This is a genomic window from Prevotella sp. oral taxon 313 (assembly GCF_003043935.1).
GTDB lineage: Bacteria > Bacteroidota > Bacteroidia > Bacteroidales > Bacteroidaceae > Prevotella > Prevotella jejuni.
On sequence record NZ_PYXE01000001.1, the window covers coordinates 642,125 to 655,981 of the forward strand.

Below are 13,857 nucleotides of genomic sequence, written 5' to 3' on the forward strand. Positions count from 1 at the left end.
AACAGAAGGGGATGTTTAGAAGACATAATAACATAGTGACAGATGGAGACAGGGTATGGGAGACAGGGTAACAGAGTAAGACATATTTAACAGATGGGGTTTATTTTGAAGACAGAATAACATAGTGACGATGGTGACAGATGTTTTCTTTAAGACAGAATAACATAGTGACGATGGGAGACAGATATTCTTTTCAAGACAGAATAACATAATGACAGATGTAGACAGATGTTTTCTTTAAGACAGAATGACATAATGACGATGAGAGACAGATGTTTTCTTTAAGACAGAATAACATAGTGACGATGAGAGACAGATGTTTTCTTTAAGACATAATGACATAATGACAAAAAGAGACAGATATTCTTTTTAAGACAGAATGACATAATGACAAAAAGAGACAGATGTTTTCTTTAAGACATAATAACATAGTGACAGATGGAGACAGATGTTTTCTTTAAGACAGCATAACATAATGACAAATGGAGACAGATGTTTTCTTTAAGACAGAATAACATAGTGACAGATGGAGACAGATGTTTTTTTGAAGACAGAATGACATAATGACAAATGTTGAAGGAGTATAACTATATAATAAATAAGGTGGAGATGTTGAACAGATAAGGTGGGGATATTGAACAGATAACGTGGGGGACTTTAATAAATAAGCTGGTGATGTTGAACAGATAACGTGGGGATATTGAATAGATAACGTGAGGGACTTTAATAAATAAGGTGGGGATGTTGAACAGATAACGTGAGGGACTTTAATAAATAAGGTGGAGATGTTGAACAGATAGTGTGAGGGTCTTTAATAAATAACGTGAGGGACTTTAATAAATAAGGTGGGGGTCTTTAATAGATAACGTGATGAAAGTAGGAAGAAGAGTTTTTCCAACCATATCAAACTATGTCCTGTTGGGGGCTCCCCTCCTTCGGAGGGGCTGGGGGAGGTCCCTCATCTCTCCTTCTCCCCATACTTATCAATGAGGGGGCGGAAGGCAGTTGGGACCGCATTCTGTTCTGCTTTCTCTCTTAGGACGTTCATTACAACATCCTTGATGGTGAGGGGGTCGTTCCCAGAGAGTATCTTCTCGAATAGATGATAACTCCAAGGTGCGGGATAGTCCCACATGAGAGAGATGTAACGAGGGTCATAGTACAACCCCTTATCCTTGTCGGCTGCAAGACAGATAGTCTTCACATACCATTCAAAGTCGGGCTTCTTCCAGATGGTCTGAAGCATGTAAGCCATGTCAGTCTGCTTCCCCTTCTTCTTCAAGTCGAGCCTCAGTAGTTTGTTGATACGGCCTATGTCGTTTGGATTCTTGTATCGAAGGAGGAATGTCAACACGTCTGTGTTTCCCTTATCGGCCTCTTTAATAATGGTGGGGTGGTAGAGCTTGAGCGGACGAAGGCAACCAAGGAGGCCGCCCCTATACCCATATCGCTTCATGTAGACGAAGAACAACAAATTGTCGATAGGTGTCTGCATCTCTTCTGGCCAATTTGTGCTGGCTTCATTATAGTATCGAAAGGCCAAGCGGTTGTATGGTTCTACCTCATATACTCCCATTCTCGACATCAGCCAGACGCTTGTTGTGTCGTTGATAGCCCTTCTCAGTATGCCAAGCACATGTTTGTTAGGTTCTTCTGATAGGAACCGTAAGGCCCAGAGGCGTGTGATATGCGATGGACTCGATGTGGCTAACGCTACCAGTTGGTCGGTAGTAGCGTTGTAGTATATCGAGTCTGCGTAGTCAAACTGTTCGAGTCTATAGGCAGGGTCAATGCCCTTCTTCTCGCTTTCGGCAAAGTAGCTCTCTTTGTTTAAGGCGTCAACAGCCATCTTAAGAACCCTCCGCGACTCCTCCGTCTGTGGTCTTCCACTTCTGACACTACGCCTTTTTTGCATGTATCTGTCGTATAGTGATTGGAAGAGAGGAGGCACCTCACCCTCGTCAGCTCGACTTTTCATGTATTCCTTATAGTCCTCGATGTCACTGTATCGGTCCTTTCCTGCGAGTACGTTCTCGATGAGTTGATAGCTCCAAGGTGCTGGGTAACGGAAGAGAAGAGGCAGATAAAAGTCTGCGTTATAGTCTTTTGGCTTACCGATAACAGCCTGGCAAACATGCTTAGCATAGTCCTCAAAGTCGGGCTTGCCCCATGTCTCGACAGCATTACAGCACATTGCAGACACCTCCCCCTCCTTTTCAAAGTCGGCCATAAGCAGTCTGTTGATACGCTGACGGTCGTTAGGATTCTTATACTTAACCAAGAACGGCAAGATACCCACCCGTCCACTGTCAGCAGCTTCGGCAGCAGCAGCATAGTAGTTCGGCTTCGGTTCAAGCTGTTCGAGTATCTCTGTGTCATAGTCATAACGCCTCATAAAATCAAAGAAAGCCATACTGTCTATCGCCTCCTGCGTCTCCTTCGTCTGAACATTCTCCTGATCGAAGTAATAGTTCTTAAAGGCAGCGAGGTTGAACGGCATGTTTGAGTAGAGACAGCCATATCCTTCTTGCGTCTCAGTGGTGTCATTGACAGCCGCTTTCAGCACGTCGACCACTTGTGGATGAGGTTCCTCCAATAGCAATCTGAGTGCCCAAAGGCGTGTGACAGGGCTTGAGCCAGTCTTAGCAATCGTCGCCAACTGGTCGGCAGTGGCGTTTCGTCTGAGCCAATCAGCATAGTCATATTGTGCAGACGGCGTCCCATTCGTCCCCAGTCGGTAAGTTTGTGCAAAGAGTCCAAACTTGTTTAGTGAGTCAACGGCCATCCGAATACTATCGGGCAAGTCGTCCCTGTCGGTCACCCCACCCCTGAAGCTACTGCCAAGGAGGGTTAGAGCGAGGAGAGTCACTACGAGGTAAGCATGTTGTTTAAGTGCGGGATAGTTCATCATTGTATGTTTTCTTCTAAGTAATCTACCAGTGAGAGGCCGATTTTAAGGTTGCGTCTGCGGGCAAGTTGTTCCACTCTTTTCATCTGAACCGAGTCTAACGGGTCGTCAGTGAGCTGTTCGAGTACACGGATAGGACCAATGTGATTGTTGCCAAAGGGGCCTTTCTCAATGTGAGGCGAACAGTAGAAGGCGATGGCATTCAGCGACTCGTACACCTTTATAGAGTCGAGACTCGCATAGCTATAAGTAGACTGTAGCCTCTCCGTCAGGCCCTCCACTTTATAAACCCCTATCTTTTTATTGTCGAAGAAATCGTACGTTCGTCTTACGAGGTAGTCTCCGTCCTTACAGTAACAGGTGGCTGGGAGAAAGATGTCGGCCCCCAAGAGTTGACAGAAAACGGACATTAGCCACAGCGCAAAGGCCATCAGTGCACTGTAAAGACGTATATACAGTTTCCATCTACTCTTTCGTGCGGCAATCATGAGGGCGAAGGGCGACAGTAGGGCAGTCCATAACAGTACGTAACCCAGTCCCCATCGCAGGTGGATGGCGTCATACATTAATATAAATATCAGTCCGTAGAGCCCTGCCGAGACAAGTTGTATCAGCATTATAATCGTTAGTTCCCAGCTCCACGTCCGTCCTTTCTGTCCTTCACATTGCTGTCTCTGCATCTTGCTAATGGTAGTTTCTCCGCAAATATACGGTTTATTTTCTTAAAAAGCAAGGGAGGGGAGGGAAAAAAGAAGAGTGAGCAAGACTCTACACTAGGTGGCTCAACACTCTACACCAGCTGGCCCCTCCCCCGACCCCTCCCCCATAGGGAGGGGAGTGAAATGTGAGGTTACCCCTATAAGCCTGCCAACAAAGAACATAACGAAGCCTACATCCTTTTTATAGGGGTATCTCGGTGATTACGCCCCTCCCTTTGGGGGAGGGGAAGGGGGAGGGGCCTCTGACCCACAGAGTGCCTTCGGCATACAGAGTTCACAGAGCGTTACAGCTAAAGACGGGTGCTGAGTGTTGAGTGTTAGGTGTTGATGATTAGCTAACGTTGGCTGTAAGGTTCTGTGAAATCGGTTGACTTAATGTCTCTGTGGAATGCTGTGTGTTCTGTTCATCTGTGTTCTTCTGTGAGAGATAGAACGCACCCTCTCTATGAGATGAGACGCTTGTAACTCGTTGGGGAGGTTTTTCTCTCACAGAGCCCACAGAGTTAACAGAGCTTTTTGGCGCACAGTTTCGAGCCCACAAGATAGTGGCCCCTCCCCCAACCCCTCCCCCGCAGGGAGGGGCGTGATATGTGAGGTTACCCCTATTAGGCTGCTAACACAGTTCTTGGGGAGGTTTTTCTCTCACAGAGCGCACAGAGTTCACTGAGCCTTTTTGCGCACAGTTTCGAGCCCACAGAAGGCCTCCGGCATACAGAGAACACAGAGCGTTACTGCTAAAGAAGGGTGTTGGGTGATAGTTGTTAGGTGTTGATGATTAGCTAAAGAAGGGTGTTGGGTGATAGTTGTTAGGTGTTGATGATTAGCCATAGGGGTATCTCGGTGATTACGCCCCTCCCTTTTGGGGAGGGGACGGGGGAGGGGCCTCTTCCTCATAGGGGTATCTCGGTGATTACGCCCCTCCCTTTTGGGGAGGGGACGGGGGAGGGGCCAGCTGGGGACGGGGGAGGGGCCACCATTAGTAGGAACACTAACCATGCAAACAGGAAATGTCAAGATATTTCACAGACTGTTCCCTTCTACAATCGAGAAAAGGCCGAGTATGCTACAAGAAGAGGCTTTTCTACGTTCGAGAACATGCTCTTCTTGCCACAAGAAGGGCGTCTTCTACGAGCAAGAAGGGCATATACTTGAATGTAAAACGTAAGGTGTTGATTTCGTGACGGTTATAAAAGCAATCGCAAAGTATGTTATACTCTTATTTAGAGGATGTTTCTTTTTCTACAATGTAATGATTTTTTATTACTCTATAAATTCTCCTCTTTCCCAATTTTCACCCAACCTTCAGCAGTAACGCTCTGTGTTCTCTGTATGCCGGAGGCCTTCTGGAAGCCTCACCCCCAGCCCCTCTCCGAATGGAGAGGGGAGTGATCACCGAGGTTACCCCTCCTTCGCTGCTTGCGTCGTGATGGGAACGTAGATTTACCCTGATACCTCTTTGCCTAATCATTAACACCCAACATCCATCACCCAACACCCTTCTTTGGCAGTAACGCTCTGTGTTCTCTGTATGCCGGAGGCCTTCTGTGGGCTCGAAACAGTGCGCCAAAAAGCTCCGTGAACTCTGTGCGCTCTGTGAGAGAAAGAAATATCCAGCATAAAAGAAATGACTCCCCACGACTCTCAAGTGCGTTCTTTTTCTCACAGAAAAACACAGAAGAACAGAACACACAGCATTCCACAGAAGGCCTCCGGCATACAGATATCACAGAACCTTACAGCCATCTTTAGCTGAAACGCTCTGTGCGCTCTGTATGCCGGAGGCGTTCTGTGGGCTCGAAACGTGCGCCAAAAAGCTCCGTGAACTCTGTGCGCTCTGTGAGAGAAAAATCTCCCCAGCGAGTTACATGCGTCTCATCTCGTAACGAGGGTGCGTTCTATTTCTCACAGATTTACACAGATGAACAGAATACACTGCATTCCACAGAGACATTAAGTCAACCGATTTCACAGAACCTTACAGCCAACAGAGGCCTCACCCCCAGCCCCTCTCCGAATGGAGAGGGGAGTGATTACCGAGATACCCCTATATGTCCTCCAAATCTTTAGCAGCCCATCTCCTATCATTAGCAGGCTAATAGGGGTAACCTCACATACTACTCCCCTCTCCATTCGGAGAGGGGCTGGGGGTGAGGCCTCTGTGATATCTGTATGCCGGAGGCGTTCTGTGGGATCGAAATAGTGCGTAAATGTGCTCTGTTAAATCTGTGAGTTCTGTGAGAGAAAGAAATATCCAGCATAAAAGAAATGACTCCCCACGACTCTCAAGTGCGTTTTTTTTCTCACAGAAAAACACAGATGAACAGAACACATAGCATCTCACAGAGACATTAAGTCAACCGATATCACAGAGCGTTACAGCGAATCTTAGTTGAAAGGCCTCTGTGAACTCTGTATGCCGGAGGCGTTCTGTGGTATCGAAACAGTGCGCAATAATGCTCTGTTAAATCTGTGAGTTCTGTGAGAGAAAATACTTTCCACGAATGAATAAGTGCACTTAAAACCTCTGTGACCTCCGTGTTCTCTGTGAGAGATAATATTCCCCAGCGAATCTCAAGCGTTCTTTCTCACATGGAGGGTGCGTTCTATTTCTCACAGAAAAACACAGATGAACAGAACACACAGCATCTCACAGAGACATTAAGTCAACCGATATCACAGAACGTTACAGCTAATCTTAGTTGAAAGGCCTCTGTATTCTCTGTATGCCGGAGGCCTTCTGTGGTATCGAAACTGTGCGCCAAAAAGTTCTGTTAAATCTGTGAGTTCTGTGAGAGAAAAAACTTTCCACGAATGAATAAGTGCACTTAAAACCTCCGTGACCTCCGTGTTCTCTGTGAGAGATAATACTCCCCAGCGAATCTCAAGCGTTCTTTCTCACATGGAGGGTGCGTTCTATTTCTCACAGAAAAACACAGATGAACAGAACACACAGCATCTCACAGAGACATTAAGTCAACCGATTTCACAGAGCGTTACAGCTAATCTTAGTTGAAAGGCCTCTGTGAACTCTGTATGCCGGAGGCGTTCTGTGGGCTCGAAACGTGCGCCAAAAAGCTCCGTGAACTCTGTGCGCTCTGTGAGAGAAAAATCTCACCAGCGTGAGAGAAAAACCTCCCCCCACACGTTTCCAATATTCTTTTTCTCACAGAGGAACACAGATGAACAGAACACACAGCATCTCACAGAGACATTAAGTCAACCGATCTCACAGAACGTTACAGCTAATCTTAGTTGAAAGGCCTCTGTGAACTCTGTATGCCGGAGGCGTTCTGTGGGCTCGAAACAGTGCGCCAAAAAGCTCCGTGAACTCTGTGTGCTCTGTGAGAGAAAAAACTCACCAGCGTGAGAGAAAAACCTCCCCCCACACGTTTCCAATATTCTTTTTCTCACAGAGGAACACAGATGAACGGAACACACAGCATCTCACAGAGACATTAAGTCAACCGATATCACAGAACGTTACAGCTAATCTTAGTTGAAAGGCCTCTGTGAACTCTGTATGCCGGAGGCGTTCTGTGGGATCGAAATAGTGCGCAAATGGGTTCTGTTAAATCTGTGAGTTCTGTGAGAGAAAGAACTCTCCAGCGTAAGAGAAAAACCTTTACGAAGTATGCAAGCAGCCCAATAGGGGTAACTCCACATACTACTCCCCTCTCCATTCGGAGAGGGGTTGGGGGTGAGGCAAACTTCTCCCTCTTCCCTCACAACCCCCTATACAATTCGATATAGGCTTGGGCCACCTTGATAAAGTCGTGGTGCTTGCGGACATACTCATAGCTTTGGCGGCGGAGAGAGGGGACGAGAGAGAGGTTGTTGACCAGCTTTGTGAGTTCTTCTACGCAACTCTCGTAGGTGGGGAGGACGTTGATGATGGGGTGGAGGGCGGTCTCGTTGAGGATAGCATAGTTCTCTGGTTCGCCGCCACCGATACAGATAATACCGTGGGCCATCGCCTCTAAGGGATTCATCGAGGGCGTGTAGCTGTAGAGCTGGTCCATGATAGCATCCGAGCCCAGCATCGTTCGCACGTATTCATCAAAGGGTAAGCCCGTTACAAGCTTAAGGTTGAGTTTGTCAGGATACCGTTCTTTCACCGTCTCGGCCGCTCGCAGCATGATATCTGTACCTTTATAAGCCGACCGACTCTTACTAATTCCGATGAAGAGGTTTAGTCGGTCTGGTGGTGTGTCGGGTATGTTGGGCCTCTCACCCACCACGATAGGGAAGGGGATAAAGACCGTCTTCTTCGGGAAATGCGGTTCGTAGCATCGCCAGTATTCGTAGAGTCCTGTCACGATAGCGTCACACTCATTCGCCATCAGTATGTTAAGCCGTTCCTTCTCCGTACCGATCCAGTCCTTGCGCTCGGCCTTAGCCTCCTCGTTCTGGCGCAGTCTGCTACCGATATTAAAGTCGCTATACCGCAAGGGCATCGTCGTCGAGCACGTATCTACCCAATAGTAATCCATTCCGAAACCACAGAGTATCAGCTTCTTATTATGCTTCTTCAGATAACGGAATATCGAGCTGAGGCGTTCGGCTTTAAGTTCAAAGAACATAGGGTTGATGAACTGTACGACATCATAGCCTCGCAGGCGTGGCAGCAAGGTATAGATTTTAGCCAATAGGCGCAGTCCACCGAGTCGACCAGAGGGTCGGGCTACATCGATGTCACGTGGGTAGTTCTTCCAGAAGTCGCCATTCGAGACCACAGTCACCGTGTGTCCTAATTGGCGCAGACCCTGTGCCAGTGTGTTGTGTACGTTACTATATTCGCCTAAGAGGAGTATTCTCATTCGTTGTGGATGTTCTTTCGCTGAGGGAGAAGGGGTTAGTTGCTTTTTAGATCGTCCTGTCCATGTGTTCTTATTAGGCCATCACAGATGTCTTGGGATAGGACAGGTGTAAGACAGTCAGTCCCCTTCTCGTAGATAAAAATTACCGTTTCAGACGTAAAGTCATTAGTAGTAATCTACGTCCGAAACTACTGTTCGTCATTCTTCTAAACCATTTATACTTACTTGTATAATCCTTGTCAGGCAGCGGGAAGAGTCCGTGCTGCGAGAGACGTTGGAGTACATGGTTGAGATGAGTCTCGTCATGTGTGAGCGTGATGACATTGTAGATCAAGTCCATTGACAGTTGTGCGATGCGTCGTTCCATAGCGATACGCTCCTTAACAGGGAGGTGGTCCACCCCTTCTTGTAGTCGGTAGATAACCTGTTCGGCGTCAGCAAGGCGTCTGATGCGCCACCGTCTGTCACGTCTGTGCATGATTGAGCCCTCGCGTTTACGGTAGTAATAAGCCTTGTTATGGGTTGTGTAGATGTTTTCAGCACGTAGCATGAGTTGTGGGGTAAACTCTTCATCCTCATGGAGCGTACCCTTCGGGAAGCGAAGGTCGTGTAGTATGTCCTTATGAAAGAGGAGCGTACATACCGAGCCGTGTATATTGTTGTGTGTCATATACTCCGTTCCACTAACCGGACCCTGTGCGTCAGCGAGCGGTTTGACCGTCGTCTTATCCGTAGACTCAAACAGAATCATGTCGGCCTCTTGGTATCTAATGATGTCAAGGCACTGCTCGTAGGTGCTTGTCAGCAACATATCGTCGCCATCAACGAACTGAACAAAGCTGCCTTCAGCCAAGGCCAATCCCGTGTTTCGGGCCTGTCCTAATCCTTGGTTAGGCTGTCTGACGTAGATGATGTCGGCCGATAAGGCCAGTAACTCATTGATAGGCGAATAGTCGGCACCGTCATCCACGACGATAATCTGGCGTTCGGTCTCATTGAGACTCAATGCCAAAATACTGTTGACACAGTCTCTTAGTATATCAATAGACTCGCTATAGTAAGTGACAATGAAGCTTACTAATGGCTTATCTTCCTTATTTTGTGAATAAACTGGTTGAGTTGACATAAGCGTTTTAATCCTATTAGGTGGAGAATAAAGAGTTTCAAGGTTCCTTTGTAGGGTAGGACGGGTAGGAGGGGAGCGGCCTGTGTGGTCTCATAGACATCCAACTGAATGTTAACCAACGCCTCGTAATAGGCAGGAGTCAGTTCTCCCCATAGATGAAGGTGCTTGAGATGCGCCTTGAGGAGGTCGGTCAGTTCCTTTCCCCCAGCCTTTGCGGTGATGCCTCTGTCGTTCTGACAGTAATAGTACAGGCCCACGGAGGTAGTTGCCACTACCTTTGCCCGTTGCAGGAGATAAGGATAAGTATAGACATCTTCGAACACCTTGCCCACAGGGAAGCGTATCTCAGAAAAGAGATCACGTCGGAAAACTTTATTACAAGCGTAGGTGTGGAGGTGACCACCTCGTAGCCAATAGTCGCGAACAGAGTCGACTGGTGTATCGTCGAAGGTCAGCAAGCGTTCTTTCGACGCACATCCATAGTGCAGCAAGGCAGGATATTCAAGGATGTCGTAGTCGGGGTGAGCAGCTAACACAGCCAACAAGGCCGTATAGGTACCCTCGGCAACGAAGTCATCAGAGTCGACAAAGGTAAGATAGTCGCTTGTAGCCACGTCTATCCCTGCGTTTCTTGCCGCCGAAAGACCCCTATTTGTCTGGCAGATAAGCTTACAGTTCGCCCTGTCGGCCGTCATCTCCTCTGCAATCAGCCGTGAAGCGTCCGTCGAACCATCATCAATGAGCACCACCTCCATCCTGTTGTCTATCTGAGCCAACACACTCCTCAAGCAGCGACGAAGCGTGTCTTCAACGTTATAGATAGGTATGATAATAGATAGACTCATGTGATAATAGTTTGATGCAAAAATAATAAAAAACTTTGAAATGCGTTAGTTATTATGATGAAAAAAGCCTCTAATACTGACAGCTACCTACATATCTTAAAGTACATCAGCCTCTTTGGTGGTGTACAGGTGCTGAATGTGCTGATTGGTATCGTCCGTAACAAGTGCGTTGCAATGTTACTTGGACCGCAGGGAGTCGGTCTTATCTCTCTCTTTAACTCGTCAACAAGACTCATAGGCGACGCTACGAACTTCGGTATCCCTATGAGTGCTGTGCGCAATCTGGCTGAGGATTACGACAAGGGCGACGAGGAGAAGCTGACGACCGACATCGCTGTCGTGCGCTCATGGAGCTTGCTGACGGCCTTGTTAGGTCTTTTTATCTGCATAGCCCTCAGTCCGCTGCTAAGCCGTTACACCTTCTCATGGGACGGCCACACGCTTCATTTCGTACTGCTCTCGCCTTGTGTTGCACTGACAGCATTGGCGGGAGGCGAACTGGCCATCCTTAAAGGCATCCGTAAGTTGGGTGCTTTAGCGGCTATCTCGGTCTATAACGTCCTCGCAGCCTTGGTTCTAACCGTCCCACTCTACTATCTTTTCGGCGACACAGCCATTGTCCCTTCGTTGGTGTTGATGGCCTTGGTGCAACTACTCCTAACCATTGTCGTGTCCTATCGGCTCTATCCTCCACACGTCTCCTTGCGTAAGTCGCTATTAGACAAGGGTTGGGGCATGATACGTCTGGGCACAGCTTTCGTCCTCGCAGGCATCTTAGGCTCTGGAGCCGAGCTGATCATACGTAGTTATCTGAACAATGTAGCCGACCTGTCGACCGTTGGCTTCTATAATGCAGGGTTCATGATGACGATGGTTTATGCTGGTATGGTGTTCTCAGCGATGGAGACCGACTACTTTCCTCGGCTCTCTGGTGCAAATAGCTTACGGTTCACTTTCAACCAGATCGTCAACCGTCAGATAGAAGTGACGCTTTTGCTCATCTCGCCTCTACTGTCTTTTTTCCTCTTGTTCTTGCCCCAGTTGATTCTCTTCCTTTATTCTGATAAGTTCCTCCCAGCCCTCGGTATGGCACAGGTGTTGGTCCTGGCGATGTATGTACGGGCCATTCGCCTACCCGTAGAGTATATCCCTTTGGCCAAGGGCGACTCCCGTTCTTATCTAATCTTAGAGGGTCTGTATGACCTCCTACTTGTTTCTCTCGTGCTACTCGGCTTCTGGAAGGGACAACTCTTCGGTGCTGGATTAGGCGTAGCAGCGGCAGGAGTGCTCAATCTCGGCTGTGTCTACGGCTATACGTACGTACGTTACGACTATCGACTGTCGTCTTCCGTGGTGGTCTATACGCTCATTCAGATGACTATTGGCCTCCTCGTCTTCTTTTGTGTACGTTCTGAACATGACAGTCTACGCTGGGGAGCAGCCCTAACGTTGTGCCTCATCAGTACGATAGTCTCCCTTCGTGTGTTGAGATCGAAGTCGGGACTGTGGAACGCTTTGATTAATAAGGTGAAAAATAAGTTTACTCGCCATGCCAAAGATTAGTATTCTCGTTGCCGTTTATAACTCGGCTGCCTACTTGCCGCAATGCCTTGACTCCCTCTTAGGGCAGACTTTGCACGACATAGAGGTGCTTTGTGTCGACGACTCATCAACCGATAACTCCCTTGCCATCCTACGAGACTATGCCGAAAGAGACACTCGTGTGAAGGTGTTTGCCCTCGATGAGAACCATGGGATAGCCTTTGCTCGCAACGTGGCACTGTCGAACGCTTCGGGCGAGTTTATCTGCTTTGTGGATAGCGACGACTGGTTGGGTCCCAATGCACTTGAGTCTGTTTGCAAGACCTTCACCGACGAGGTGGATAGCGTACTCTTTCAGGTTGTCCTCCACTATGCTGATGGGAGCGAGAAAACCTATCCCATGCCCCCTTTCGAGGCCCTGTCGGGTGAGAGAGCATTTGTCGATAGCCTTACATGGAAGATACATGGAGTCTATGCCATCAGGGCAGCTATCCACCATGCCTATCCTTACGACGATGCCCTACGGACGTATAGTGACGAGAACATAACACGTATTCATTATCTAAAATCCCGTAAGGTAGCGGTCTGCGAGGGTGTTTACTACTATCGGCAGCACTCTTCTTCTACCACACACAGGGTCAGTGTGCGTCGTTTCGACTATCTCTTAGCCAACGAGCGTATGCGTTGTCAGCTTGTCGCCATGGGTACCTCCGAAGCCAACCTCCGTTGTTATGAGACGATGAGATGGCAGAATTTAGTGGGGTTATACCTCTTCTATTATCTTCATCGGCATGAGCTCTCGTCCACCGACCGCCAAGAAGCCTTGTCAATCATGCGCCACGTCTGGCAAACCATCCATCTTCAGCAGGTGAGTCCGTCCCTCCGCCGCAAGTTCGGCTATATCCCCTTTCGTCCCTCATGGCTCTCCCACCGCTCCTCATGGCTCCTCTTTCGTCTTCAAGAAGAGCTCTACTTCACCCTCCGCGCGCTTGTTGGGAGGAATAAGGAGAGTAGGTGAGGTTCCTGTTGGCTGTAACGCTCTGTGTTATCGGTTGACTTAATGTCTCTGTGCACCTTTGTATGTTCTGTTTTTCTGTGTTCTTCTGTGAGAAATAGAGCGCACCCTCGCTATGAGATGTCACACAAACAAATCGCTGGGGAGTTCTTTCTTTCACGCTGGGGATTTTTTTCTCTCACAGAGCTCACAGAGTTAACAGAGCCTTTTTGCGCGCCGTTTCGAACTCACAGAAGGCCTCCGGCATACAGATATCACAGAACGTTATAGCTAAAGGTGGCTGTAAGGTTCTGTGAAATCGGTTGACTTAATGTCTCTGTGGGCCTTTGTGAAATCTGTTCTTCTGTGTTCTTCTGTGAGAAATAGAACGCACTCACTGTAAGAGAAAGGGCGCTTGAGAGTTCTTGGGTAGTTTTTTCTCTCACAGAGCCCACAGAGTTAACGGAGCCTTTTTGCGCACGTTTCAAGCCCACAGAGGGCCTTCGGCGTACAGAGAACACAGAGCGTTACTGCTATTGCTGAGGTGAAAACTGTGAGAGGTGAGGCGCAGTAGAACGATAAAAAATCCTTACAACTCACCAAGCTGACCACCCTCAACACACGCAGATATCTTTGCCTACAACTGAGGATATAACCCACAAGAAATCAGTGTGTTAAGTTTTACGTTCAAGTATATGCCCTTCTTGCTTGTAGATGACGCCCTTCTTGACGCAAGAAGGGCATGTTCTCGAAAGTAGAAGTGCCTCTTCTTGTTTCAAACTCGGCCTTTTCTCGAAAAGAGAAGGGAATAGTCTGCGAAATATCTTTACATTTCCTGTTTATATGGTTAGTATTATGTCTCTCACTGAGGACTTTTTTTCTCTCACAGAAAAACACAGATGAACA

7 protein-coding genes are annotated in these 13,857 nt (G+C 47.9%); 2 read left to right on the forward strand and 5 right to left on the reverse strand.

Going from position 1 to position 13,857, the window contains the following annotated elements; translation table 11 throughout:
• Positions 1-958: 958 nt before the first annotated feature.
• From AXF23_RS02570 to AXF23_RS02615, 5 genes are all read right to left on the reverse strand, one after another.
• Positions 959-2,911 (reverse strand): hypothetical protein, encoded by a 1,953-nt coding sequence (locus tag AXF23_RS02570; protein ID WP_107624191.1) that lies wholly within the window; start codon positions 2,909-2,911, stop codon positions 959-961.
• Positions 2,908-3,588 (reverse strand): hypothetical protein, encoded by a 681-nt coding sequence (locus AXF23_RS02575; RefSeq protein WP_107624192.1) that lies wholly within the window; start codon positions 3,586-3,588, stop codon positions 2,908-2,910. Before AXF23_RS02575 ends, AXF23_RS02570 begins: the two co-directional genes overlap by 4 nt.
• A gap of 3,761 nt (positions 3,589-7,349) precedes the next feature.
• Positions 7,350-8,444 carry a glycosyltransferase family protein gene (locus AXF23_RS02605; protein WP_107624194.1) on the reverse strand — a complete coding sequence of 365 codons (1,095 nt, stop codon included), beginning with the start codon at positions 8,442-8,444 and terminating at the stop codon, positions 7,350-7,352.
• A 142-nt stretch (positions 8,445-8,586) separates the two neighbouring features.
• A complete protein-coding gene (locus AXF23_RS02610; RefSeq protein WP_199222154.1) occupies positions 8,587-9,570 on the reverse strand; it encodes a glycosyltransferase family 2 protein in 984 nt (327 codons plus the stop codon).
• The gene (locus AXF23_RS02615; RefSeq protein WP_107624195.1) at positions 9,522-10,415 is read right to left on the reverse strand and encodes a glycosyltransferase family 2 protein; all 894 of its coding nucleotides are present in this window, start codon (positions 10,413-10,415) and stop codon (positions 9,522-9,524) included. The genes AXF23_RS02610 and AXF23_RS02615 overlap by 49 nt, the downstream gene beginning before the upstream one ends.
• A 57-nt stretch (positions 10,416-10,472) precedes the next feature.
• Here AXF23_RS02615 and AXF23_RS02620 point away from each other — a divergent pair, with 57 nt between their 5' ends.
• Both AXF23_RS02620 and AXF23_RS02625 read left to right on the forward strand, forming a co-directional pair.
• Positions 10,473-11,978 (forward strand): oligosaccharide flippase family protein, encoded by a 1,506-nt coding sequence (locus AXF23_RS02620; protein ID WP_107625773.1) that lies wholly within the window; start codon positions 10,473-10,475, stop codon positions 11,976-11,978.
• Entirely contained in the window at positions 11,965-12,975 is a 1,011-nt protein-coding gene (locus tag AXF23_RS02625) for a glycosyltransferase family 2 protein (RefSeq protein WP_107624196.1), read from the forward strand. Before AXF23_RS02620 ends, AXF23_RS02625 begins: the two co-directional genes overlap by 14 nt.
• Positions 12,976-13,857 lie beyond the last annotated feature (882 nt).

What these genes read in the sequence shown, in the direction of transcription:
- AXF23_RS02570 (WP_107624191.1), bottom strand. Translation starts at nt 2,911, where the DNA reads ATGATGAACTATCCCGCACTTAAACAACATGCTTACCTCGTAGTGACT.
- AXF23_RS02620 (WP_107625773.1), top strand. Translation starts at nt 10,473, where the DNA reads ATGAAAAAAGCCTCTAATACTGACAGCTACCTACATATCTTAAAGTAC.
- AXF23_RS02610 (WP_199222154.1), bottom strand. Translation starts at nt 9,570, where the DNA reads ATGTCAACTCAACCAGTTTATTCACAAAATAAGGAAGATAAGCCATTA.
- AXF23_RS02605 (WP_107624194.1), bottom strand. Translation starts at nt 8,444, where the DNA reads ATGAGAATACTCCTCTTAGGCGAATATAGTAACGTACACAACACACTG.
- AXF23_RS02575 (WP_107624192.1), bottom strand. Translation starts at nt 3,588, where the DNA reads ATGCAGAGACAGCAATGTGAAGGACAGAAAGGACGGACGTGGAGCTGG.
- AXF23_RS02615 (WP_107624195.1), bottom strand. Translation starts at nt 10,415, where the DNA reads ATGAGTCTATCTATTATCATACCTATCTATAACGTTGAAGACACGCTT.
- AXF23_RS02625 (WP_107624196.1), top strand. Translation starts at nt 11,965, where the DNA reads ATGCCAAAGATTAGTATTCTCGTTGCCGTTTATAACTCGGCTGCCTAC.